The organism is Stenotrophomonas sp. 80084_Sma, from assembly GCF_056481995.1.
The window spans coordinates 2,268,389-2,291,069 of record NZ_CM151177.1; the positions used below are offsets into that span (position 1 = coordinate 2,268,389).

The following is a 22,681-nucleotide window of genomic DNA, read 5'->3' on the forward strand; positions in this document are numbered from 1 at the left end:
GCCGCGTATTCACTCTAACGCGCAGACCCGGGGGAAGGGCAAGCAGTAAAACGTGATGATCCGGTCAGTGTGTGACCGTGTCCGCAGCCTGGAAGGCGGCATCGAACAGGCGCTGTACCGGCGGACCCATTTCCCCGGCCAGCAGCGCCAGCAGGAACAGGCCCAGCAGCAACGACACTGGCAGGCCGAGCTGGATCGGGTTCAGCGCTGGGGCCGCACGGGCCAGTACGCCGAACGCCAGGTTCACCGCCAGCATTGCCACAGTCAGCGGGATCGCCAGGGTCAATGCGCCGCGCAGTACGGTCAGCAGGAAGGTTGGGGCGATGCTGAAGAAGGCGTGCGGGTCCGGCAGCGGGGCGCCGATCGGCAGCGCCCGGTAGCTGTCCACCACCAGCGAGATCAGCGCAAGGTGCCCGTTGGCGGTGAAGAACAGCAGGCCGAACAGCAGATAGAACCACTGCCCGATCACGCCGGAGGTGCCGCCACGCAGTGGGTCACTCATCTGCGCGAAGGCCAGGCCGGTGCCCTGGGCGATCAGTTCGCCGGCCATCGCACCGGCCTCGAACACCAGCCGCAGCAGGAAGCCGATGGATACGCCGATGGCCAGTTCACGGGCGATGGTCAGCACCGTGGCGGCATCGAAACCGGTCCAGTCCGGTACCGGCGGCAGCAGCGGCGCCAGCGCGATGGCCAGGGTGCCAGCCAGCACCACGCGCACCCGTGCGGGAACGGCACGGGTACCGACCATCGGCATGGCCATGGCCACTGCGCCGATGCGCAGCATGGTCCACAGCACGGTGCCGATCATGCCGAAGGCCTGCAGGCCGTCGGCAGCCATCTGGGTGGCGGCGTCCATCGAAGCGCGTGTCCTAGCCGATCAGGTGTGGAATGCGCTGGAACAGCAGCGTGGTGAACTCCACCAGGTGGCCGATCAGCAGGCTGCCCAGCGCGAACAGCACCGCGGTCAGCGCCGCCGCCTTGGCGACGAAGGCGATGGTCGGCTCATTGAGCTGGGTCGCGGCCTGCACCACGCCCACCACCACACCGACCACCAGCACGGTGAGCAGCAGCGGGCCGGCCACCCACAACACGGTGATCAGGCCGCCACGCAGTTCGGTCAGGGCAAGTTCGGGAGTCATTCGGGTTCCATCTGCTCATGTAGAGTCGAGCTGCGCTCGACTGTGCTTCTGTAGAGTCGAGCCATGCTCGACTGCCTCTCGATCACGCCGGATTGAAGCTCGCCGCCAAGGTACCGACAGTCAGCACCCAGCCATCCACCAGCACGAACAGCAGGATCTTGAACGGTGCCGACACCAGCATCGGCGACAGCATCATCATGCCCATCGACATCAGCACGCTGGCCACGACCAGGTCGATGATCACGAACGGAATGAAGATCAGGAAGCCGATCTCGAAGGCGGTCTTCAGTTCACTGGTGACGAACGAGGCGACCAGCACCGGGAACGGGATCGCGTCGGGGCTGGCGTAGGTGCCATGCCCGGCGATGCCGGCAAAGGTCATCAGGTCGGTCTCGCGGATCTGCGCCAGCATGAAGGCGCGCAGCGGCGTGGTGGTCAGCGTCCAGGCGGTCTGGAAGTCGATCTCGCCGTTGAGGTACGGCGCCATGCCGGTGCTCCAGGCCTTGTCCCAGGTCGGCAGCATGATCATCGCGGTGAGGAACAGGGCCAGGCCCAGCAGCACCTGGTTGGACGGCGTCTGCCCGGTACCCAGTGCCTGGCGCAGCAGGCCCAGCACGATGATGATGCGGGTGAACGAGGTCAGCACCAGCAGCATCGACGGGATCAGGGTGATCGCGGTCATCAGCAGCAGGGTCTGCAGCGGCAGGCTGACCGGCACACCCCCGATCTTGCCGACGTTGATGTCCGGCAGCGGGGTGGTCGGCGCGCCGGGTGCGGCGAAGGCCAGCGCCGGCAACAGGCACAGGGCGAGCAACAGCAGCCACGGCATCAGGGTGGCAAGACGGGTACGGGTGACACGCATGTCAGGGATCCTTGCGCAGCCGCTGCTGCAGCAGCTGGGCGAAATTCGGCAGGTTCTTGAAGTCCGGCACGCGCACCGGCGCGGGCGCCGGCAGCGGTTCGGGCAGGGTGTGCAGGGTGTTGATGCCGCCAGCGGTGACGCCCAGCAGCAGCTGCTGGCCGTTGACCTCGACCACCACCACGCGCTCCTTGGCACCGACACTCAGGCTGGCCACCACCTTCATGCCGTCGGCCGGGCGGAAGCCGCTGCCGGGCAGGCGCTTGAGCAGCCAGCCGAGGCCGATGACCAGGGCCAGCACGGCCAGCAGCGCCAGCACCGCACCGAACAGGCTCGGTGCGGCGGCCGCGTGCTGGCCGACCTGCGGACCGATCGGTGCGGCGGTCTTGCCGACCGCCAACAGGGTGGAGGCCAGCAGGCTCAACGCAGTCTCCGGATCCGCTCGCTCGGGCTGACCACGTCGGTCAGGCGCACGCCGAAGCGGTCGTTGATCACCACCACCTCGCCGTGGGCGATCAGGGTGCCGTTGACGAACACGTCCAGCGACTCGCCGGCACCGCGTTCCAGTTCCACCACCGAGCCCTGGTTGAGCTGCAGCAGATTGCGGATCGGCAGGCGGGCACGACCGACTTCCAGCGACAGGGTCACCGGCACGTCGAGGATCACGTCCAGGTTGAGGTCGGCGCCGGCCCCTTCTTCGGCCTGCAGGGTGCCGAACTGGGCCGGGGTCGGTTCGAGGGCGTCGATATCGTTCATTGCGGGTCTTCCTGGATGACGGGTGCGCGCGGGCGGGTGCCCGGCGGATGGGTAGCGGTGATCTTCACGGCGTTCATGCCGTTGGCGATGCCGAACTCGCCGGTGAACACCGGGATGTTCTCCACGCACAGCGGCACCTGCGGGCTGAGCTCGATCGGCAGGATGTCGCCGACCTTCAGCTGGGTCAGGTCACGCAGGGTCATGCGCTTGCTGGCCAGTACGCTGGACAGGGTCACCTCGGCGATGTTGAGCTGTTCGCGCAGGGTCTGGCCCCAGCTTTCGTCGCGATCATTGCGGTCGCTCTGGATGCCAGCGTCGAGCAGCTCGCGGATCGGCTCCAGCATCGAATACGGCAGGGTGACGTGGATGTCGCCGCCACCGCCGTCGAGCTCGACGTGCAGGCGGCACACCACCACGTACTCGCGCGGCGTCACGATGTTGGCGAAGTGCGGGTTGATCTCCGAGTTGATGTATTCGAAGTCGACATCCATCACCGGTGCCCAGGCCTCGCGCAGGTCGGCGAAGGTCTGCTTCAGCAGCAGGTGGATCACCCGCATTTCGGTGGCGGTGAACTCGCGGCCTTCAATGCGGGTCGGGTAGCGCCCGTCGCCGCCAAAGAAGTTGTCGACGATGGCGAACACCAGGGTCGGTTCGAACACGATCAGGCCGGTACCGCGCAGCGGCTTGAAGCGGATCAGGTTCAGGTTGGTCGGCACATACAGCGAGTGCATGTAGTCGTTGAACTTGATCAGCTCGATGCCGCGCACCGACAGTTCGGCCGAACGGCGGATCAGGTTGAACAGGCCGATCCGCCACAGGCGCGCGAAGCGCTCGTGGACCATTTCCAGGGTCGGCATGCGACCGCGGATGATGCGGTCCTGGCTGGCGAAGTCGTACGAACGTGCTTCGCCTGACGGCGGTTCCGCATCGGTCTCGACCGCGCCACTGTCCACGCCGTGGAGCAGGGCATCGATCTCGTCCTGGGACAGCAGATCATTCATCGGTGGGCCCTTACTGGGTCACGAAGCTGGTGAACAGCAGATCGTCGGCGCCGTTGCTGCCGGTCTCGGCCTTGAGCACTTTCTGCACTTCGGCCAGCGAAGCGACCTGCAGCTTCTGCTTGCCGGCGATGTCGGCGATCTGGTCGGGGCTGACCTGCGAGAACAGCATCAGCAGGCGTGCGCGAATGGCTGGCGCATGCGTCTTGATCGCTTCCAGTGCGGCTGGGTCGCGGGTCATCAGCTGCACTTCCAGCTGCAGGTAGCGCGGGCCGTCGACCGGGCCGTTGAGATTGACCACGAAGGCCGGGTCCAGGGCGAAGTACTGCGCCGGTGCCGGGGTCGTGGTCTTCTTCGGGGCCTGCGCGGTCTTCTCTTCGTGCTTGGACTGGGTGAAGAACCAGACGCCGCCACCGGCGGCAGCGGCGGCGAGCACGGCCACCAGTGCGGTGATCAGGATCGGACTGCGCGGCTTGGCGGCCTTGTCCTTCTCGGCGGTCTTCTTGGTTTTGTCAGCGGCTGCGGCCACGGGGTGAAGCTCCTGAGGGTTGCTTCACCGGGATATGCAAGGGGCGTGCCGGAGCCGGGGCAGAGGGGTGCGACGGAATTCCGTCGGGGTGCCGGTGGGGCCGTGCGGAGCACGCTCCGCACCCACCAACGCGATACTGGTAGGTGCCAACCGTCCGGCTCTGGTGGGTGCCAACCTTGGTTGGCACGTCTGTCAGGCGTACGCGTCCAGCAACCCGCGCTGGCGGATCAACTGCGCGGACGACACGCTGGCCTCGCCCGGCGACGGTTCTCCGTCACCCGCGATGCCGCCGCTACTGGCCTGGCCTGACGCATTGCCGTCACCACCGGGCGCCTGATGACCAACATCAGCATGAGCCAGCTGGAAGCCTTGTTCGCCGAGGAGTTCGCGCAGGCGCGGCAGGCTGCTTTCCAGTGCCTGGCGCACATCCACGTGTGGGCTGCTGAAGCTGGCATGCACCTTGTCGCCGTTCAACTGCAGGCGCACATCGACCGGGCCCATGTCGTCCGGACTCAACCGGATGTGGGCGTGGCCGATCTTCTGGTCGGCCAGCCAGCCCAGGCGCGCGCCGACGGCCTGGTCGAAACCATCGTCACCGAGCACCGGCTTCGGTGTCGGCTCGCCGTTGAAAATGGCGTTGCCGGTAGCGAGTGCGGCTTTCAGATCCTGCACAGCCGCGTTGCCCGGCGCATGCAGCAGCGGCGCTGCGGCACGGTCGCCGATGAGGGGTGCGTCGCTGCCTTCGCCACGCTCGTTGCGCTTGCCGGGCAGCACCAGTTCAGGCAACGGCAACGTGGCTGTCTGGTCGGTGCCGCTGCTGGTGGTGGACGATGTGGCCGCCGCCGCTGTGGATGGCAGGGCTGCGGCGGCCGGCAGTGCGGCGGGGGCGGGTAGTGCGTTGCCGTCTGCGTCGGTAGCCGTTGCAGCCACTGTTGGCAGAGCGGCGACAGGATCGGCAGGCGCCGGTGCCGCCAGCACCAGCCCAGCCAGGCCGAGTGGCGGCCACGGGGCTTCCTCGGTCGCCGCCGGGGTGTCCTTTTCGGCAACCGGCTTGGCCGGTGTTGTGGGCACCGTGGCGGCGGTCTCTTCGGGGGCGGCAGCGCTGTCCGGCCTGCGCTCGGCGCCGGCCTGGCCAGTACTGTCCGATGCCGGTCCCTGCGTGGACGGCATGGGCGAGTTCGAGGGTTTCGAGGGTGCATCGGCACCCGGCGAGCCACCCTGCAGCAGTTGGCTGAATCCCTTGTTGCCATCACCGCGTGGTGCGCGGGGGGCGCTGCTGCCGGAATGCTGTGGCTGCGCGTTGGCGCTGCTGGCCAATGGCGCGGGCATCACGAGCGGCCTCCCTGCTCGGCGCCGTCCTGATCTTCGGCCTGTACCAGGCGGGCGCGACGCGCGCCAATGTCGTCCATCTCGCGCTGGTCGCGGCGGTCGGTCACCACTTTTTCCTGTGCGCGGTAGCTGGCGGCCAGCTGTTCCAGCACGGCTTTGTCACGGCTGGCCAGGATCAGGCGGGCGCGCTCGGCTTCCACCTTTTCGCGGTTGCCGTTGACCGTGGCCTGCTGCTGCTCCACCGCACTGTCGAGACGGTCGAGGAAGGCGCGCCGGTTCAGCAGCTGCGCCGGGCTGGTCGCCGCCATCTGCGCGTTCGCGTATTCCTCGGCATAGCGGCGCAGTTCGTCCAGTCGCGATAGATGGGTATCGAGCACGCGCTGGCGTTCGGCCAGATCGCGGGCGACTGCGTCCTCGTGTTCCTGGGCCCGCTTGAGCAGGGGATCGATGCGCTTGGACTGGTTCATGGCTTAACTCTCTTGTTCCACCAGGCGCTGCAGTGCCGCCTGGCTGTGCGGGAGATCTGCGGCCTTGGCGACGTCCTGGCCGAGGAACTCCATGATTTCCGGCCAGCGTTCCAGGGCTTCGTCGGTGGCCGCGTCGTTGCCGCGCTGGTAGGCGCCGATGGCGATCAGGTCGCGGTTGGCCGAGTAGGCCGAGACCAGCCGCTTCAGCTTGCGGATGCGCAGGCGCCACGGTTCGTCGGCGATTTCCGTGACCACGCGGCTGACCGACGATTCAACGTCGATGGCCGGGTACAGGCCACTGTCGGCCACGCGCCGCGACAGCAGGATGTGGCCGTCGAGGATCGCGCGCGCTGCATCGGCGATTGGATCCTGCGGATCGTCGCCTTCGGTCAGCACCGTGTAGAACGCGGTGATCGAGCCACGGCCCTTGGCACCATTGCCGGCACGCTCGACCAGCGCCGGCAGCTTGGCGAACACCGACGGCGGATAGCCGCGGGTGGTCGGCGGTTCGCCCACCGACAGGCCGATCTCGCGCTGGGCCTGGGCGAAGCGGGTCAGCGAGTCCATCAGCAACAGCACGTTCAGGCCCTGGTCGCGGAACCATTCGGCGATGGCGGTAGCGCGATAGGCACCATGCAGGCGCGCCAGCGGCGGCCGGTCGGCGGGACTGGCCACCACCACGGCGCGGCGCAGGCCTTCCTCGCCCAGCGTGGTCTCGACGAAGTCGCGTACTTCGCGGCCACGTTCACCGATCAGGCCGACCACGATCACGTCGGCGGCGGTATAGCGGGTCATCATGCCCAGCAGCGTCGACTTGCCGACGCCGGAACCGGCGAACAGGCCGACACGCTGGCCGCGGCCGATCGGCAGCAGCGCGTTGATCGCGCGCACGCCCACGTCCAGCGGCTGGGTGATCGGTTCACGCGCCAGCGGATTGATCGACACGCCGGCCATGCCGACATGCCCTTCGGCGCGGATCGGGCCCTTGCCATCCAGCGGCACGCCGTCGCTGTCGATGACGCGGCCGAGCAGGCCTTCACCCACTTCCACGCCACCACGTCGCGCCGACGGTACCACCCGCGCATTGGGCAACAGGCCATGCAGCTCTGCGCTGGGCATCAGGTAGGTGCGCTCGCCGGCGAAGCCCACCACTTCGGCATCGACCCAGCCACCATCAACCACTTCCACCTTGCAGCTGGCGCCGAGCGGCGCCTCGCAGCCGACCGCTTCCAGGGTCAGGCCGACCGCGCGACGCAGGACGCCTTCGCGGATCAGGCCGCGGCCATGGGCGGTATCCACACGCAGGCCATCGAGGCGACGGGCCAGGCGCAGGTTGCGGGCAATGGCCCAGTCCGCCGGTGGCGGCGTCGGCTGCTGATCGGGGTTCATGCATTGGCTCCGGTCTGGCGGATCACCGCATCCAGCGCGCCGCGCAGGCGGGCTTCCAGGGTGCCGTCGATGCGCACGGCTTCGGCGTGCACGCGAAGATCGCCGCGGCTGAGGCTGGTGTCTGGCACCAGGCGCTGTTGTGGCGGCAGGCTCAACAGCGGGGCGAGGGCGGCGATGTCGTCCGGGTGCAGGCGCACTTCGACCTCGCGGGTGCTGCCACCGACCGCGTCGATGGCCTCACCGACCAGCTGTGCCAGCAGTGCCGGGTCGGCTTCATAGGCGCGGCCGACCAGCGCACCGGCGATGCGTACCGCCAGCTCGCCCAGTGCGCCGACCACTTCGTTCTCCAGCCGCACCAGCGGTCGGCTGAAGTTGTCCAGGATGCCTTCGATCTGCGCGGCGAGGCGACGCACCTCCGCCTGGCCCTGGCCGTAGCCTTCGGTATGGCCCTGGGCGAACCCTTCCTTCTCGGCGCTGTCCTGGATGGCCTGGATTTCTTCCAGGGTGGGCAGCTGCAGCGGCGGCTCCGGTTCGTGTTCCGGGTCCGGCTCGGTGAGTTCGAACGCATCCTCCTGATCCAGCGCCGGTTCGGGCTGGGCCAGCAGGTCCGGGGCAAGCCAGCGCACGACGTTGCTCACAGCATGGCCTCCGCACTGCCACCGATGGTGACGGTGCCTTCATCGGCCATGCGCTTGACGATGGCCAGGATCTCGCGCTGCGCGCCTTCCACGTCGGACAGGCGCACCGGGCCGCGGGCTTCCATGTCTTCCAGCAGGATTTCGGCCGCGCGCTGCGACATGTTGCGGGTGATCTTGTCGCGCACCTTGATGTCGGCACCGCGCAGGGCCAGGCCCAGGCGCTCGCCGCTCACTTCGCGCAGCACCAGCTGCATCTCGCGGTCGTCCAGGTCGACCAGGTCGTCGAACACGAACATCAGGTCCTGGATGCGGTTGCTCAACGGCGCGTCGATACGGGCGATCTCGCCCAGGATCGCCTGGTCCTGGCCGCTGTCCATGAAGTTCAGGATATTGGCCGCGCACTGCACGCCGCCGATGTTGGACGACTTCAGGTTCTGGTTGCCGGCGAACTGGCGCTCCATGATCTCGTTGAGTTCATTGAGCGCGTTCGGCGGAATGCCGTCGAGGGTGGCGATGCGCAGCAGCACGTCCACGCGGGTACGGTCGGGCAGCAGCTTCAGCGCGTCGGCGGCCTGGTCGGTTTCCAGATGCGCCATCACGATGGCGATGATCTGCGGGTGCTCGTTGCGCACCAGGTCGGCCACCGCGCGCGGGTCCATCCACTTCAGCGCGTCCAGGCCGGTGGTGTTGCGGCCGAGCAGGATGCGGTCGATCAGGTTCCCGGCCTTCTCGCTGCCGAGTGCCTGCACCAGCATGTTGCGGATGTAATCGTCCGAGCCCACGCCCAGCGAGGTCTTCGAGCCCAGCTCCTGGCCGAACTGGTCCATCACCCGTTCCACCTGTTCGCGGGTGATGTCGGTCATGGTGGCCATGGCGATGCCGATTTTCTGCACTTCCTTGGGTTCCATGTGACGCAGCACTTCGGCCGCATCCAGCTCACCCAGCGAAAGCAGCAGTACGGCGGCGCGCTGCACGCCAGTCAGTGAGGCCTCAGTCATTGGCCACCCAGCCCTTGACCACCTGGGCCACGCGCTTGGAGTCGGTCTTCACGGCTTCACGCGCCATCCGCAGTCGTTCCTCATATGAATCCACCGGCAGGGCCAATGCATCCGGCCCGCCCAGGCTGGCCCGGTCGGCGCCAAGCGCCGGCAGCGGCATGCCATCGTCATCGACCAGCTGCACGTCCGCGGTATGCGGCTCCAGTGCCTGTTCGTCGTTCTTCTTGTTCTGGCCGGTGATCGCGCGCAGTGCAGGGCGCAGCACACCGAACAGCAATGCCAGCACCACCACGGCACCCAGCAGCATGCGACCGGCGTCGTGCACCCACGGCAGCTCCCACCATGCCGGGCCTTCGACCGGCGTGGTGTCACGCACGAACGGGGCATTCATCACCGACACGGTGTCGCCACGCTCGGCGTTGAAGCCGACGGCCTGCTTGACCAGCGCCTCGACGCGGGTCAGCTCGGCGGCCGACAGCGGCTGCGGGCTCATCTTGCCGTTGGCACCGGCGCGCGGGACGTTGTCCACCAGCACCGCCACCGAGACGCGCTTGATGCGGCCAGCCGGCTGGCGGGTGTGCTGCAGGGTGCGGTCCAGCTCGTAGTTGCGGGTCGCGTTCTTGCTGCTTTCGGTCGGAGTCTGTGCGGTTGCCGGTGCGGCCTGCTGGCCCGGCGGGCTGTTGCTGGTCGCGCCCGGCACGCCCTGCGGGCCCGGGGTGCTGGTGGTGTTCTCGCTCATCTGCTCGCTGCGCAGCTTCTGCGGTTCACCGTTGTAGAGCTCACGGGCTTCCTCGGTTACCGAGAAGTCCATGTCCACGCTCACTTCCGGATTGACGCGGCCAGGACCGGTCATCGGCTCCAGCAGCTCGCGGATGCGCTGGTTGAACGAGGTTTCCTGGCGGCGGACCTGCTCGAACTGGGCCGCATTGACCGCCGCTTCGCTGTTCGGGTCGGTGATGCTGAGCATGCGTCCGCTCTGGTCGACCACGGTCACCCGTTCCGGAGCGAGGTCCGGAATGCTGGCCGCGACCATGTGCACGATGGCGTCGACCTGGCTGCGTTCCAATTGCTGGCCGCCACGCAGTTCCAGGGTGACCGAGGCGCTGGCTACGTCGCGCTGCCGGGTGAAGGCGCTGGGTTTGGGAATGGCCAGGTGCACGCGCGAATCGCGCACCGGGCGCAGCGTGTTGATGGTGCGCGACAGCTCGGTTTCCAACGCATGCTGGTAGCGCGCGCTTTCCACGAACTGGCTGACGCCGAAGCCCGGGTCGCGTTCCATCAGCTCGAAGCCGAGCTTGCCGCTGTCGGTCAGGCCGGAGCCGGCCAGCTTCAGGCGGGCGTCGTGCAGGTTCTTTTCCGGCACGGTGATGCCACCGGTGGCCGGGTCGAGCGCGAACGGGATCTGCGCGGCGCGCAGCAGGTCGGTCGCTTCAGCGGTGGCCTTCTGGTCCAGGCCGGTATACAGCGGGACCATGCCGGGCTTCTGCGACCAGAAGAATACGGACAGCCCGGCCGCTACGGCCACGGCGATCATCGCCATCAGTCCGAGCCGACGGGTGATCTGCAGGCTTTGCAGCCGATCGAACCACTGGCCCGCCTTTTCGGCGTTCAGGGATTCCTTGGAGAGCGACAGGGCCATGCGGTTCTATCCTTACAGCGGCATGTTCATCACGTCCTGGTAGGCCTGGACGAGACGGTTGCGGACTTCCACGGTGGCGCGGAAGGCGATCTGGGACTGCTGCGAGGCGACCATGACCTTGGCGAGGTCGGCGCTGGGGTCGCCCATTTCGAAGGCTTTTGCCAGGGCGCCGGATTTCTGTTGCGCGTCGTTGACGCCGGCAATCGCACCACGCAGGGTTTCGGTGAAGCTGGCCGGCTGGGCCTGCGGTGCATCCAGCACCGTGCCCGGCAGGGCGTTGCTGCGCGGCGTTTCGCCCAGCGGGTTGAGCGCCGGCTGTCCCATCTGGGTCTGATAGGAGCGGATCTGCGAAAGGATCGACGTGACGGAGTGGGACATCTGCAACGGTTCCAGAAACAGGGGATGGGGTTGTCTGCTGGAGCAGGTGCAAGTGCCGTGCCGAAACCGGTTTTCGATTCAGTGAAGTGAGGGTTTTGGGTGTGCTGGCAGGGCTGCGCCCTGCACCCGCCGAATCAACGTCAACGTCAACGTCAACGGCTGGCGATCCGTGGGGGGCGGGGTGGGTCCGGTTGCGGGGGACGCTGCAAGTACATCCATGTAAGCTCGGTCGCGCCATCCATGGCGCTCACGCCCCCGCAACCGGACCCACCCCGCCTTCGACAGAATTCCGCGATCTGTTGGAACCTGCTGCTGATGGTGGGTGCCGACCGTTGGTCGGCACGGGCTCTTACCCCATTGAAGGCGCCATTTAACCGGCGTCGGTTTTCTGGCCTATGGCTGCAGGGTCCAGCGGCCGGAATTCTGGCGCTGGCGGGGTGCGATGGGGCCGTCGTGCTGGGTGTAGATGAAGCGGCCCTGGTGGTCGGTCTGGCAGGTCAGCAGCAGGGTGTAGTGGGTAGGGCCGGCCGGGTGGGCTTCGGTCATCTGGATTTCCGCGATATGCGGGGCCAGGTGCTGATAGCGGTAGCTGCCGCCGATGCGGAGGTCGGTGCCGAGGATGTCCAGCACATACTGGTTGCCGGCGAAGCTGACCTGCACCATGCGTCCGGCATTGGGGTTGTCCGGTGCGTACAGCGGGTCGCTGAGGTTGGTGAACTGGCGCTGGTCCAGCGTGGTGGGCAGGGTGCAGTCGGCGGCGCTGGCCAGGGGCGGGCAGAGCAAGGCGGCGAGCAGAGTGAGGCGATGCATGGTGGGACCTCGTTGGGATGTCCTTGCCATGCTCCGCACTGCGGCGGTGATGTCTTTAGGAAAACGTGCAAATGCAATGGGGTCAGATCTCTTTCCGCAGGAAAGGGATCTGACCCCAGGTACTGGAAACACCAACGCCCGGGCAAGCCCAGGCGTTCGTGCCCCCTTCATGCTGGTCGCGAGGTTCAGCCGGCCAGTTCGGCCTGCTCGCGTTCGATGCCGTACTTGCGCAGCTTTTCCACCAGGGTGGTGCGGCGCAGGCCGAGCAGCTGGGCGGCGTGGGCGACGACGCCCTGGGTGCGCTCCAGTGCTTCGTTGATCAGGCCCAGTTCGATGTTGGCCATGTGGTTGCGCAGGTCCATGCCTTCATCGGGCAGCGCCGCCGGTGCTGCGGCGCGATTGACGGCAATGCCGTGCTCCAGCGCCGGTTGGTTGCCGCCGCCCGGGGTGTGGAACGAGAAGCTGCGCAGGTCGAGGCGTTCTTCGCTGGCCGTCGGCTGTACCGGTGCCGGTGCGGCCACCGCTGCCAGTGCAGCGTCGCCACGGTAGCGGGCCGGCAGGTCCTGCACGCGCACCGAGCCACCCGGGTGCAGCACCGCCAGGCGCTCGACCAGGTTGGTCAGTTCGCGCACGTTGCCGGGCCACTCGTAGCCGGCCAGGGCCTGCAGGGCTTCCGGGGTGAAGCGCACTTCGCCACGGCCGGTGCGGGCCAGCTGTGCGGCGATGGTTTCCACCAGCGCCGGCAGGTCTTCGCGACGCTCGCGCAGGGCGGGCACGTCGATCGGGAACACGTTGAGGCGGTAGAACAGGTCCTCGCGGAACTTGCCTTCGGCGATGCGGGTTTCCAGGTCGCGATGGGTCGCGGCCACAACGCGTACGTTGCAGCGGATGGTCTGGTTACCACCGACACGCTCGAAACTGCGTTCCTGCAGCACGCGCAGCAGCTTCACCTGCATCGGCAGGCTCATGTCGCCGATTTCGTCGAGCAGCAGGGTACCGCCTTCGGCCATTTCGAAACGGCCCTTGCGCGCGGTCAGTGCGCCGGTGAAGGCACCCTTTTCGTGGCCGAACAGTTCGCTTTCCAGCAGGTCGGCCGGAATGGCGCCGCAGTTGATCGCCACGAACGGGCCGTCGCGGCGCGGCGAGCGCTGATGGATTGCGCGCGACACGACTTCCTTGCCGGTACCGGATTCGCCCAGCACGAGCACGGTGGTGTCGAATGCGGCCACCTGTTCGATCATCGTGCGCAACGCAGTCACTGCCGGACCGTTGCCGGTCGGGCCCTGGTCCTGGGCGGCGCCGGCCTGGTGCTCGGCGTCCAGGCGCTTGAGGCTGGCGCGGCGCAGCAGGGCTTCCATCTGCGCATGGCGCAGCGGCGTTTCCAGCGGCCAGATGTTGGCTTCGTGCAGGCCGTGCTGATGGGCAAAGGCTGCGGCATCACCGTCGGCCAGCAGTACCGGCGGCGGCAGGCTGCTGCCGCCCAGCCAGTTGTACAGCGCGGTGCTGGCAGCGGTGTCGTCCAGGCTGCCGACGATCACGGCCATCCAGTCGTTCTGGCGCTGGCGACCCAGGTCGAAGTCGGCCGCGTCGGAAACCCAGCGCGGGTTGAAATCCATGAATTCCAGCAGGGCAACGGTGCGCTCTGCACGCACGGCGTCGTTGTCCAGCACCAGGATGCGCGATTCGCTCACGATCGATCCTCCCTGAGGCCTTCCAGGATCGGCATGACTTCCTGGATGTAGGACAGCTTGCTGACAAAATTGTCGGCGCCAGCGCGCAGCGCGTGTTCGCGGTGCTCGGCGTCGTCGAAGTGGCTGGCGATCACGATGTACGGTGCATCGTCCTGCGACTTGATCAGGCGGGTGGCCTGCAGGCCGCCCATTTCCGGCATCGCCAGGTCCATCAGCACCACCTGCGGGCGCAGCGTTTCCGAGCGCTCGATCGCTTCCAGGCCGTTGCCGGCGCTGCCGACGATCTGCAGCCAATCGATCTTGCGGAAATGGCGCATCGCCGCGTTGATGAAGCCCTCGTGGTCATCGACCAGCAGGACCGTGAGCTTGTTCATGTCCAACATCCTTTTCAGCCCACCCGGGCCAGCTGCGGTTGCCTGGCGCCAAGCCGGCGCCGTTCACGGGCCGGGGCGATGTCCAGTTGTTCTCGGTATTTTGCGACGGTTCGGCGGGCAATGTTCACCCCCTGGCGCGACAGCAGGCCGGCGATGGCCTCGTCGGCCAGCGGGCGGCCGGCCGGTTCGGCGTCGATCAGGCGGCGGACCATGGCCTTCACGGCCTGGCCGGAGACGCTGGCGCCTTCCAGGCGCACGGCGAAGAAGTGCTTCAGTTCGAAGGTGCCGCGCGGGGTCTGCAGGAACTTGCCGGTGGTGATGCGCGAGACAGTGGACTCGTGCATGCCGATTTCCTCGGCCACTTCCTTCAACGTCAGCGGCGCCATGGCCTCCTCGCCACGCACCAGGAACGCGGCTTGGCGCTCGACGATCACCCGCGCGGTGCGCAGCAGGGTGTCGTAGCGCATCGACAGGCCGCGGCTGAACCAGCGCGCTTCCTGCAGCATTTCGCGCAGTGCCGGTGCGGCCTCGCTGGTCTCGGCCAGGGCCTGTTCGTACTGGCTGTTGATCGAGACGCGGCGGCTGGTCGCCGGATTCAGCGCCACCTTCCACTGGTCGTCGGCGTGCCAGGCGACCACGTCCGGCACCACCACGGCATTGCGTTCGGGCAGCAGGCTGTCACCCGGGCGCGGCTGCAGCGAGAGGATCAGGCGCACCGCCTCGCGCACGTCGTCGATCTCGGCGTCGTGCAGGCGAGCGAGGGCGGGGTAGTCGTGCGCGGCCAGCGCGTCGAGCGCGCCATCGAGAATGCGTGCCGCCAGGTGGCGGGCGGGGACTACGCCGTGCAGGCTGCGCAGCTGGGCCTGCAGGCCTTCGCGCAGGTCCTGTGCGGCCATGCCGGCCGGCTCGCCATGCAGCAGCTGCTGACGGATGGCTTCCACGCCGTCGGCGGCGATGTCGAACTGGGCGCTGGCCAGCAGCTGCAGCTGGTCCAGCGGTGCCTGCAGGTAGCCTGCCTCATCGCAATGGTCCAGCCAGAAGGCGGCCACGGCCAGCTCGCGGTCATCCATGTCCAGCGACAGGCGCTGCAGCACGCGCAGCTGCGGGTCGCTCGATTCGCCGGCGGCGATGCGCGCCATGCGGTCGTCGTCGCCGTCCTGCCAGCTGGCGCCGGCCACGTCCCACATCGACGACTCGGGCAGCTCGTCGAACGCAGCGGTTTCCAGCGTGGTGGCGCCGGCCTCGGTGGCTTCGGCGGTGGGTGCTTCAGCCTCTTCGATCTCCAGCAGCGGGTTGGAGTCCAGCAGGCGCTGGATTTCCTGTTCCAGGTGCAGGCCATCGAGCTGCAGCAGCCGGATCGACTGCAGCAACTGCGGGGTGAGGTGAAGTTGTTGGCCCAGCTGGGCCGAGAGTGCAGCCTTCATCGTGGTTCCCCGGCACCGCTCCCCGGCGCCTTGTGGAACGCATCTTGCTTTTGATCCGGCGGGGGCGGAATCAGGGGGTTCCTGAGGGGCTTCGTGAATGTCCTGACAGGGTGTAGGGGTATTCCCTACATTGCCGCGGAATGTTGACGATGATCGCCGCTAAGTTGCTGATTTCCGGTGTTGGTGCCGGGTTAAGCGGGCTGCGCCGTGTACGGATTCCTGTCAGGGAGTGTCGGGGTGACGGGAATTCGTCGTCAGTGCGGATCTGGCCTCCTTCGCAGAGGATCACTCCAGCTCGTGCTGGTGGCGCGCGGCCAGCAGCAGCAGATCGTTGGCGCGGCGACAGCCCAGCGACTCCATCATGCGTGCGCGGTGGGTTTCCACTGTCTTGACGCTGATGCCGAGGTCGGCGGCGATTTCCTTGTTGCTTTCGCCCTTGCCGATGCGGCGCAGGATCTCGCGCTGGCGCGGCGACAGTGCGGCGATGCCGGTGGGTTTCTCTCGACCGAGCATCGGTGCCAGCATCTTGGCGGAGATCTGCGGGCTCAGGAACACCTGGCCGGCGTGCGCGGCACGCAGCGCCAGTTCAAGCTCCTGCGGTGCGGCATCCTTGACCAGGAACCCGACCGCACCGCGATCGAGTGCATCGCGCACGTGTGCGGCGTCGTCGTGCATGGTCATCATCACCACCCGCGTGCCGGGGGCGCGCAGGCGGATGTCGCTGAGGGCTTCCAGGCCGGTGCGGCCGGGCAGTGACAGGTCCATCAGGATCACGTCCGGGGCGTGCTGCAGGGCCAGCTGCAGTGCCTGCTCGGCATTGCTGGCCTCGGCGACGAGCTGCACGTCGGCAAACCCCTGCAGCAGCCGCGCCAGGCCGGCGCGGACCAGGGTGTGATCGTCGACGATGAGAACTCGCACAGGCACGTTGGAGGTCCGTGAGGGGAGTCCACCTTAACTTAGCTGAACGGGCGCGCCAAGGGTTGCCCATCCGGCGTCATGGTGGCAGGTTTCAGCGGGCGCGGCGTGCTTCGGCCACCTGGCGGCGATGCAGGCGGAACAGATGCCGCTCCATTGCCATCTCCAGGCCATCGCCAAGACGCTGGAAACGCAGCCACAGGTAGTGACCACCGCCACCGTCCGCCGCTTCGGCGATCACTTCCACGGGCAGGTCGATATGGTCAGGCAGCCAGTCGCTGGGCTGCAGGCGCACCAGGCCGGCCTGGCCGGGGCTGGCGCCGCTGCGCGGCCCCAGCTGCAGGCGGATGCCGCGGCGTGACCAGCGCACGGGGCGCAGCGTCAGTTCCTGGCCCTGCTGGCGTACCAGGCGGCCGAGCAGCACCATTGCCAGATCCAGCTTGGCTTCCAGCCGCTGCAGCTGCAGGCTGGACTCATTGCGGTCGTCGTGCTCGTCAACGCGGCTGTCCTCGACCAAGGCCAGGCTGCGCAGCAGGCCTTCGGCACTGCTGGTGCGACCGGCGGCGCTGCCTGCCTGGAACTCGGCCGGCAAGGCCAGCTCGCAACTGAGCGTTTCGTCGAACAGCTCGCTTTCGGCGGGGTGGTGCAGCGACGTGGTCGGCAGTTGGGTCATGCGAGTGATTCTGCCTGCAGGTAGGCATGCGCCGCGCGAAGGGAGCGGCCGGTGTGCTTCAGGTGAGCTGCGGCTTCATCGCGGAGGGAGATCATGCGCGCCAGTACGCGTTGCTGGTGGTCGCGCAACGCGAGGATGGCGGCATCACTGGGGCGCTCGACAACCAACGACAGGGCAGCCACGGCTTCCAGGTGTTCGGCCATCAGCCGTTCGCTGGTGTCGTGGTCCTCGCCTTGGAGGCTGGTTTCCAGCGTATCAAGGGCGTCGTGCATAGTTTGAAGGTTCATGGCGCCACCGCTTTGGTGACCTGGCGCTGGTCTGCCGGAATCGCGTTCCAGGCCGAATCGATCTCCACCATCAAGCCCAGGGCTTCCTTCAGTGCGGTTGGATCGTTGTGCAGGTTGCCCTCGGTCAGGCGCATGATGACGAAGTCGTACAGTGCCGACAGATTGCCGGCAATCTCGCCGCCGGCTTCGTGATCGAGCGAGCCGTTGAGGTGGCCGACGATGGCGCAGGCTTCGCCGATGGCCTTGCCCTTGCGCGCCTGGTCATTCTGCTGCAAAGAGGCTTCAGCGGTGCGGATGCGCTCGCAGGCACCGGCCAGCAGCAGCGCTACCAACTTGTGTGGATCGGCATCGACGACCGAGGTGGTCACGCCGACTTTTCGGTACTGCTCGGCGAACTGCCGATTGGAACCGTACATAGGGGAAGTCTCCTGGAATGCCTGCCCATCCGCGTGGGTTGAGGGGTTCGGCACGGGTCTAACGGGTTATCGGCGCAGCCGGGGCTCTACTTGAGTACCGACTGCGCCGGAAAAATGCCTGGAAATCAGTTGCCGAGCTGCTGGATGAGCGAGCCGCCGGCCGATTGCATCTGCGTGACCATCTTTTCCATCGCGGTGAACTGCTTGGTGTAGCGGTCGGCCACCTTTTCCATGTTCTTGTCCAGCTCGTCCAGCTGCTTTTCCAGTGCCTTGATCTGCTTGTTCAAGGTCGCCGTACGCTGGGTGATCGTGCCGGTGGTCGCGTCCAGGCTGCTCTTGAGCAGTTCGGTCATCGGCTTGCCCAGCGCGCCCTCTGCACCGAACAGCTTGGTGGCGGCCTCCGGGTTCTTCGCCAGCGCGGTGTCGAGCTTGGCGCCATCAAGGCTCATGCTGCCGTCGGCGGCAATGGTGATGCCCAGATCCTTGAGGTCGTTGACGTTGGCACTCAGCTGGGCGCGCAGCTGCTGCTGCAGGCCACGGACCATGGCGTCGCCGGTCATGGTCGAGGCCGTGCGCGTCTCAGCGTTGTAAGCGCTGGAATTCTTCAACGTGGTCTGGATGCCGTTGTAGGCGGTGATGAAGGCCGTGAGATTGGTCTTCAGCGTGCTGTTGTCCGGAGTGACGGTCAGCGTCTGCGTCTCGCCTTCCTTCGCCTTGGTCAGGGTGAGGCTGATGCCGGGTACCAGGTCGGTGATCGTGTTCGAGCTGCTGGTGCGGGTGAATCCATCCACCACCACCACTGCATCCTTGGCGGGCACCATCTCGGTCATCTTCGATGCGGATGTGCCGTCATAGGCCAGCTCGGAGAGTCCGCCATTGCCGCCACTGGCGCTGACCTTCAACGCGCCCTTGCTGCCGGAATCAACGGCGGTCAATACCAGGTGCATGCCATCGTCTGCGGTTACCACGGCCGCGGTGACGCCCTTGCTCTCGGCGGCGGAATTGATCTCGGCTGCGATCTTCTCCATCGTCGCGCCGGGTTCGATGTTCACGCTGATGGACTTGTCGCCGTATGCGATCGTCAGCGTTCCGTCGCCAACCACGGCGTCCTTTGTATACGCCTTGGAGCTGAGCTTCTGGTTCTGTGCCAGGGATTTGACTTCCACCTGGTGGCTGCCCGCAGCGGCCTTGCCGGCGGTCGTGCTGGTGTCCAGGGTCGCAGTGAAGTTCGACTCGGTCGGCGTGCTGACTTTCAGGCCGGGGGTGGCCACACCCTTGACCAGGGTCTTCAGCGCGCTCTGCAGACCTGTCATTCCGCTTTTGATGGTGCCAAGCGCCGAAAGCTTGGCGCTGGCGGCAACACCCGCCGAGTTGATCTGCTTTTCCCGGGGCTCGCGTTCCTTGGCGGTCAGCTGTGCAACCAGGCTGGGAATGTCGAGGCCGGAACCAATCGTGCCGATGGCCATGAGGGGAATCCTTTTTCTTGGACGGGCCGGGCGGGTGTCCTGCACCTGCTATCGGCCTGGGAGGGGCGAGCTTGAGCGTGGAAACGCTCTCCAGCCTTCTGCAAGGCCCATGCCAATCCGCCACCGGGCACGAAGAAGGGGGCTTGCGCCCCCTTCCCGTTGTTGCCTTGTACTACCGCTGGATCAGCGCAGCAGGCTCAGCACGTTCTGGCTGGACTGGTTGGCCTGGGCAAGCATGGCGGTACCGGCCTGCTGCAGGATCTGGTTGCGGGTCAGCTCGGCGGTTTCCGAAGCGTAGTCCACGTCGCGGATGCGGCTGCGGGCAGCCGACATGTTTTCCGACGAGGTGTTCAGGTTCGCAACCACCGAGGTGAAGCGGTTCTGGATTGCACCCAGGTCGGCGCGGGCGGAGTTGATCGAGTTCAGGGCAGCGTCCATCGCCAGGATGGCGTTGTCGGCACCGTCCTTCGAGGAGATGTCCAGATCGGCAAAGCCTTCAGCGGCCTTGCCTGCCGTGAACTTGGCGGTGCCAGTGGCCAGGCCGGTAGCATCCTTCAGCTTGTCGGCGGTCAGGCTGCTCTTCACTTCGAAGTCGGCCTTCTCCGAGGTCAGCTGCAGCTTGCCTTCCACCAGCGAGGCGGTGACACCCGTCTCGTGGGTCTTCGCATTGATTGCGTTGACCAGTGCGGTGCTGCGCTCGCCTGCGGTCTTCGCACCGCCGACGGTAATGTCGACGAAGCCGGAGCCATCACTCTTGCTGATCTGAAGTTCGCCAGCGGCGACGCCGGTGGAGAAGTCGGCAGCCTTCGGCAGAACGGTCGCTGCAGCAACAGTCTTCGCTGCGGTGAGGTTGCCACCCGTCATGCTAAAGCCGGCGCCAGCGTTCGAGATGACGCCAGAAGTGCCATCCATGGTCACACCAGAGGCGGCCAGAGTAGCGTTGCTATTGATCGCCGTGGCCATCTTCGAGATGAGGTCGGCAGCAGCAGCGGCATTGTCCGCGCCCGTTGCAGCAGCGACGGTGACGTTCACACCGTTCACATTCAGAGTGGACTCGGCATAGCTCGTAGCTGCCGTGAAATCACCCGCTGCGACGGTCGCCGCAGTTGCATTTGGGGTGCCTGCGGTTGCGCCACCCACCGGTACGGCGCCGGTTGCGGTCGCAGCTTTCGACGCGGTGGTCCAGTTACCCAGCTTGCTGATGTTGGCGTTGGCAACCTGCGAGATGTTGATCGTCTGGCCCTGGTTGGCGCCGATCTGGAAGGCCTGGTTGGTGAAGGTGCCGTCCAGCAGGTTGGTGCCGTTGAAGTTGGTCTGTTCGGCGACGCGCTGGATTTCCTGCTTCAGCAGCTGCACTTCGGCGTTCAGGGCCTGACGGTCGGAATCAGAGTTGGTTGCGCTGCGCGACTGCACGGCCAGCTCGCGGACGCGCTGCAGGTTGTTGCCGATCTCACCCAGTGCGCCTTCGGCGGTCTGGGCCAGCGAGATGCCGTCGTTGGCGTTGCGGGCGGCCTGGTTGGCGCCGCGGATCTGGGTGGTGAAACGCTCGGAGATCGCCAGGCCGGCAGCATCGTCCTTGGCGCTGTTGATGCGCATGCCCGAGGACAGGCGCTGAATGGTGGTGGCCAGGTTGGCGCCGCTGGTGCCCAGGTTGCGCTGGGCGTTCAGCGACATGGTGTTGGTGTTGATGACTTGTGCCATGGTGCGGTTTCCTTGTAGGCAGTGTGTCCGGCAGAGCAGCCTGACCGGTTTCGGGGGGCAGTGGCTGGCGTCCCCCCAAGGGGTGTGCTACCGCTGCTGAAATCAATAACGGCACTACCCCTCCGGCCTTTAGCGGAGTTTCGATCCTTTTTTCTCTGGTCAAACGAAAAGGCCCCGCCATCTGCATGGCGGGGCCCGGCTCCAGCTCGAGTGGTGCAGGAATTACGACTGCAGCAGGCGCAGTACGTTCTGCGGCACCTGGTTGGCCTGGGCCAGCATGGCCGTGCCGGCCTGCTGCAGGATCTGCCCGCGGGTCAGTTCGGCGGTTTCCTGTGCGTAGTCAACGTCGCGGATGCGGCTGCGTGCGGCGGACAGGTTCTCCGAATTGGTGTTCAGATTGGCGATGGTCGAGGTGAAACGGTTCTGGATCGCGCCGAGGTCGGCGCGGGCCGAATTGACCGACTGCAGCGCCGCATCCATGGCGAGGATGGCGTTGTCGGCGTTGGCCTGGTTGGAGATATCCAGTTCTGCAAAGCCCGTCTGGGCCGTACCTGCGGTGAATGCCGTGCCATTGGTGGCGCTGCTGCCTGCCGTCAGGCCAGTGGCATTGGCCAGCGCGGTGGCGCTCAGCGAGCCACCAATGGTGAAGTTGCCTTCCTTGTTTTCCAGCTGCACCTTCCCGTCGATCAGCGATGCGGTGACGCCGGTTTCGTGGGTCTTGGCGTTGATGGCGTTCACCAGCAACGTATTGCGTTCCGAGGCGTTCTTTGCCGCACCCACGTTGATGTCGACCACGCCACTGCCATCGGCCTTGGTCAGCGTCAGCTGACCGGCAGTGATGGCGGGGAAATCAGCAGCAATTGCCGGCGTGCCGTTCTGATGGTTGGCGACAAAGGCGCCAGTGGCGAAGCCCTCACCGGCACCGGCACCGGTGACGGTGATCGGCAGGTCATTGCCGTCGGCGCGCGAGAACGCCAAAGTGCCGGCAGCGACGGTGCCACTCATGGTGATGCCGGCGGCGGCCAATGCATCGGACTTGCTGGCCAGTGCTGCGGTAATGTCAGCGGCGGTTACATTGGCGCCAGCAGCAGCGGTATGGATCGAAATGCCGCCTACTGAGAAGCTGAAAGCAGGAGCAGCGGCCGCGACATCATTGAAGATGCCGGAGGTCCCCGAGGTCGTCGGAATCGCAGCCTCGGCGCCACCGGTCGCAGTCTTGCCGGCCACGCTTGCCGGGGTCGAGGCACTGGTCCAGTCGCCCAGCTTGTGCACATTCGCATTGGTGATCTGCGAGATGTTGATGGTCTGGCCCTGGTCGGCGCCGATCTGGAAGGCCTGGTTGGTGAAGCTGCCGTCCAGCAGGCTGGTGCCGTTGAAGTTGGTCTGCTCGGCAACGCGCTGGATTTCCTGCTTCAGCAGCTGCACTTCGGCGTTCAGCGCCTGGCGGTCCGAGGCCGAGTTGGTCGCGCTGCGGGCCTGTACGGCCAGTTCGCGGATGCGCTGCAGGTTGTTGCCGACTTCGCCCAGTGCGCCTTCAGCGGTCTGTGCCAGCGAGATGCCGTCGTTGGCGTTGCGCGCGGCCTGGTTGATGCCACGGATCTGGGTGGTGAAACGCTCGGAGATCGCCAGACCGGCGGCGTCGTCCTTGGCACTGTTGATGCGCATGCCCGAGGACAGGCGCTGGATCGAGGTGGCCAGCGAGCTGCTGCTGGTGGACAGGTTGCGCTGAGCGTTCAGCGACATGGTGTTGGTGTTGATGATCTGTGCCATGGTGCTTCTCCGTGGTTGCTCGGTTGTTTCGGTGT

At 66.6% G+C, this 22,681-nt stretch carries 25 protein-coding genes and 1 pseudogene; all 26 read right to left on the minus strand.

What is annotated here, in order from left to right:
• Positions 1-64 precede the first annotated feature (64 nt).
• On the minus strand, positions 65-856 hold the full coding sequence (fliR, locus tag ACZK3W_RS10560; RefSeq protein WP_012510964.1) for a flagellar biosynthetic protein FliR: 792 nt from the start codon (positions 854-856) through the stop codon (positions 65-67).
• 13 nt (positions 857-869) lie between these two features.
• Positions 870-1,139 (minus strand): flagellar biosynthetic protein FliQ, encoded by a 270-nt coding sequence (locus ACZK3W_RS10565; RefSeq protein WP_012510965.1) that lies wholly within the window; start codon positions 1,137-1,139, stop codon positions 870-872.
• Between the two features lie 82 nt (positions 1,140-1,221).
• Positions 1,222-2,001 (minus strand): flagellar type III secretion system pore protein FliP, encoded by a 780-nt coding sequence (gene fliP / locus ACZK3W_RS10570; RefSeq protein ID WP_423175436.1) that lies wholly within the window; start codon positions 1,999-2,001, stop codon positions 1,222-1,224.
• 1 nt (position 2,002) lies between these two features.
• A complete protein-coding gene (gene fliO, locus ACZK3W_RS10575; protein WP_125895418.1) occupies positions 2,003-2,422 on the minus strand; it encodes a flagellar biosynthetic protein FliO in 420 nt (139 codons plus the stop codon).
• The gene (gene fliN / locus ACZK3W_RS10580) at positions 2,419-2,754 is read right to left on the minus strand and encodes a flagellar motor switch protein FliN (protein ID WP_012510967.1); all 336 of its coding nucleotides are present in this window, start codon (positions 2,752-2,754) and stop codon (positions 2,419-2,421) included. Before fliN ends, fliO begins: the two co-directional genes overlap by 4 nt.
• A complete protein-coding gene (gene fliM, locus ACZK3W_RS10585) occupies positions 2,751-3,755 on the minus strand; it encodes a flagellar motor switch protein FliM (protein ID WP_032129211.1) in 1,005 nt (334 codons plus the stop codon). The genes fliN and fliM overlap by 4 nt, the downstream gene beginning before the upstream one ends.
• Positions 3,756-3,765: 10 nt before the next feature.
• A complete protein-coding gene (locus ACZK3W_RS10590) occupies positions 3,766-4,281 on the minus strand; it encodes a flagellar basal body-associated FliL family protein (RefSeq protein ID WP_423175438.1) in 516 nt (171 codons plus the stop codon).
• Between the two features lie 192 nt (positions 4,282-4,473).
• Positions 4,474-5,610: a flagellar hook-length control protein FliK gene (locus ACZK3W_RS10595; RefSeq protein WP_478450794.1), complete on the minus strand. Its 1,137-nt coding sequence runs from the start codon at positions 5,608-5,610 to the stop codon at positions 4,474-4,476.
• On the minus strand, positions 5,610-6,077 hold the full coding sequence (gene fliJ, locus ACZK3W_RS10600) for a flagellar export protein FliJ (RefSeq protein ID WP_005416437.1): 468 nt from the start codon (positions 6,075-6,077) through the stop codon (positions 5,610-5,612). The genes ACZK3W_RS10595 and fliJ overlap by 1 nt, the downstream gene beginning before the upstream one ends.
• A gap of 3 nt (positions 6,078-6,080) precedes the next feature.
• The gene (locus ACZK3W_RS10605; RefSeq protein ID WP_049421896.1) at positions 6,081-7,466 is read right to left on the minus strand and encodes a FliI/YscN family ATPase; all 1,386 of its coding nucleotides are present in this window, start codon (positions 7,464-7,466) and stop codon (positions 6,081-6,083) included.
• Positions 7,463-8,104, minus strand: coding sequence for a FliH/SctL family protein (locus tag ACZK3W_RS10610; protein WP_423175441.1), 642 nt, complete (start codon positions 8,102-8,104; stop codon positions 7,463-7,465). The genes ACZK3W_RS10605 and ACZK3W_RS10610 overlap by 4 nt, the downstream gene beginning before the upstream one ends.
• Positions 8,101-9,087, minus strand: a complete 987-nt coding sequence (gene fliG, locus ACZK3W_RS10615) for a flagellar motor switch protein FliG (protein ID WP_024958226.1) — start codon at positions 9,085-9,087, stop codon at positions 8,101-8,103. Before fliG ends, ACZK3W_RS10610 begins: the two co-directional genes overlap by 4 nt.
• Positions 9,088-9,094: 7 nt before the next feature.
• Positions 9,095-10,741: a flagellar basal-body MS-ring/collar protein FliF gene (gene fliF, locus ACZK3W_RS10620; protein ID WP_049421900.1), complete on the minus strand. Its 1,647-nt coding sequence runs from the start codon at positions 10,739-10,741 to the stop codon at positions 9,095-9,097.
• Positions 10,742-10,753: 12 nt separating this feature from the next.
• Positions 10,754-11,119, minus strand: a complete 366-nt coding sequence (fliE, locus tag ACZK3W_RS10625) for a flagellar hook-basal body complex protein FliE (protein WP_005409552.1) — start codon at positions 11,117-11,119, stop codon at positions 10,754-10,756.
• A gap of 393 nt (positions 11,120-11,512) precedes the next feature.
• Entirely contained in the window at positions 11,513-11,929 is a 417-nt protein-coding gene (locus tag ACZK3W_RS10630) for a hypothetical protein (RefSeq protein ID WP_125895717.1), read from the minus strand.
• A 185-nt stretch (positions 11,930-12,114) separates the two neighbouring features.
• On the minus strand, positions 12,115-13,620 hold the full coding sequence (locus tag ACZK3W_RS10635; RefSeq protein WP_049421906.1) for a sigma-54 dependent transcriptional regulator: 1,506 nt from the start codon (positions 13,618-13,620) through the stop codon (positions 12,115-12,117).
• On the minus strand, positions 13,617-13,994 hold the full coding sequence (locus tag ACZK3W_RS10640) for a response regulator (protein ID WP_010485922.1): 378 nt from the start codon (positions 13,992-13,994) through the stop codon (positions 13,617-13,619). The genes ACZK3W_RS10635 and ACZK3W_RS10640 overlap by 4 nt, the downstream gene beginning before the upstream one ends.
• 14 nt (positions 13,995-14,008) lie before the next feature.
• Positions 14,009-15,418, minus strand: a complete 1,410-nt coding sequence (rpoN, locus tag ACZK3W_RS10645; protein WP_049398121.1) for an RNA polymerase factor sigma-54 — start codon at positions 15,416-15,418, stop codon at positions 14,009-14,011.
• A 285-nt stretch (positions 15,419-15,703) separates the two neighbouring features.
• Positions 15,704-16,336, minus strand: coding sequence for a response regulator (locus tag ACZK3W_RS10650; RefSeq protein WP_032970105.1), 633 nt, complete (start codon positions 16,334-16,336; stop codon positions 15,704-15,706).
• A gap of 91 nt (positions 16,337-16,427) precedes the next feature.
• Positions 16,428-17,006: a PilZ domain-containing protein gene (locus tag ACZK3W_RS10655; RefSeq protein ID WP_010485910.1), complete on the minus strand. Its 579-nt coding sequence runs from the start codon at positions 17,004-17,006 to the stop codon at positions 16,428-16,430.
• A complete protein-coding gene (locus tag ACZK3W_RS10660) occupies positions 17,003-17,293 on the minus strand; it encodes a hypothetical protein (RefSeq protein WP_125429337.1) in 291 nt (96 codons plus the stop codon). The genes ACZK3W_RS10655 and ACZK3W_RS10660 overlap by 4 nt, the downstream gene beginning before the upstream one ends.
• Positions 17,290-17,709: a flagellar export chaperone FliS gene (fliS, locus tag ACZK3W_RS10665; protein WP_049398118.1), complete on the minus strand. Its 420-nt coding sequence runs from the start codon at positions 17,707-17,709 to the stop codon at positions 17,290-17,292. The genes ACZK3W_RS10660 and fliS overlap by 4 nt, the downstream gene beginning before the upstream one ends.
• 125 nt (positions 17,710-17,834) lie before the next feature.
• Complete coding sequence (gene fliD / locus ACZK3W_RS10670; protein WP_049421909.1) at positions 17,835-19,175, minus strand: flagellar filament capping protein FliD; 1,341 nt, start codon at positions 19,173-19,175, stop codon at positions 17,835-17,837.
• Positions 19,176-19,358: 183 nt separating this feature from the next.
• Complete coding sequence (locus tag ACZK3W_RS10675) at positions 19,359-20,876, minus strand: flagellin N-terminal helical domain-containing protein (protein ID WP_106467965.1); 1,518 nt, start codon at positions 20,874-20,876, stop codon at positions 19,359-19,361.
• A gap of 222 nt (positions 20,877-21,098) precedes the next feature.
• On the minus strand, positions 21,099-21,881 hold the full coding sequence (locus tag ACZK3W_RS10680; protein WP_478057450.1) for a flagellin: 783 nt from the start codon (positions 21,879-21,881) through the stop codon (positions 21,099-21,101).
• Between the two features lie 33 nt (positions 21,882-21,914).
• Positions 21,915-22,646: pseudogene (locus ACZK3W_RS10685) on the minus strand (flagellin N-terminal helical domain-containing protein); the annotation flags it as partial.
• Positions 22,647-22,681 lie beyond the last annotated feature (35 nt).

Coding starts and splice junctions, on each gene's coding strand:
- fliF (WP_049421900.1), bottom strand. CDS start 10,741: ATGGCCCTGTCGCTCTCCAAGGAATCCCTGAACGCCGAAAAGGCGGGC.
- ACZK3W_RS10680 (WP_478057450.1), bottom strand. CDS start 21,881: ATGAGTGGCACCGTCGCTGCCGGCACTTTGGCGTTCTCGCGCGCCGAC.
- fliS (WP_049398118.1), bottom strand. CDS start 17,709: ATGTACGGTTCCAATCGGCAGTTCGCCGAGCAGTACCGAAAAGTCGGC.
- ACZK3W_RS10595 (WP_478450794.1), bottom strand. CDS start 5,610: ATGCCCGCGCCATTGGCCAGCAGCGCCAACGCGCAGCCACAGCATTCC.
- ACZK3W_RS10640 (WP_010485922.1), bottom strand. CDS start 13,994: ATGAACAAGCTCACGGTCCTGCTGGTCGATGACCACGAGGGCTTCATC.
- ACZK3W_RS10630 (WP_125895717.1), bottom strand. CDS start 11,929: ATGCATCGCCTCACTCTGCTCGCCGCCTTGCTCTGCCCGCCCCTGGCC.
- rpoN (WP_049398121.1), bottom strand. CDS start 15,418: ATGAAGGCTGCACTCTCGGCCCAGCTGGGCCAACAACTTCACCTCACC.
- fliE (WP_005409552.1), bottom strand. CDS start 11,119: ATGTCCCACTCCGTCACGTCGATCCTTTCGCAGATCCGCTCCTATCAG.
- fliD (WP_049421909.1), bottom strand. CDS start 19,175: ATGGCCATCGGCACGATTGGTTCCGGCCTCGACATTCCCAGCCTGGTT.
- fliR (WP_012510964.1), bottom strand. CDS start 856: ATGGACGCCGCCACCCAGATGGCTGCCGACGGCCTGCAGGCCTTCGGC.
- ACZK3W_RS10655 (WP_010485910.1), bottom strand. CDS start 17,006: ATGACCCAACTGCCGACCACGTCGCTGCACCACCCCGCCGAAAGCGAG.
- fliN (WP_012510967.1), bottom strand. CDS start 2,754: ATGAACGATATCGACGCCCTCGAACCGACCCCGGCCCAGTTCGGCACC.
- fliJ (WP_005416437.1), bottom strand. CDS start 6,077: ATGAACCAGTCCAAGCGCATCGATCCCCTGCTCAAGCGGGCCCAGGAA.
- ACZK3W_RS10605 (WP_049421896.1), bottom strand. CDS start 7,466: ATGAACCCCGATCAGCAGCCGACGCCGCCACCGGCGGACTGGGCCATT.
- ACZK3W_RS10675 (WP_106467965.1), bottom strand. CDS start 20,876: ATGGCACAAGTCATCAACACCAACACCATGTCGCTGAACGCCCAGCGC.
- ACZK3W_RS10660 (WP_125429337.1), bottom strand. CDS start 17,293: ATGAACCTTCAAACTATGCACGACGCCCTTGATACGCTGGAAACCAGC.
- ACZK3W_RS10565 (WP_012510965.1), bottom strand. CDS start 1,139: ATGACTCCCGAACTTGCCCTGACCGAACTGCGTGGCGGCCTGATCACC.
- fliP (WP_423175436.1), bottom strand. CDS start 2,001: ATGCGTGTCACCCGTACCCGTCTTGCCACCCTGATGCCGTGGCTGCTG.
- fliM (WP_032129211.1), bottom strand. CDS start 3,755: ATGAATGATCTGCTGTCCCAGGACGAGATCGATGCCCTGCTCCACGGC.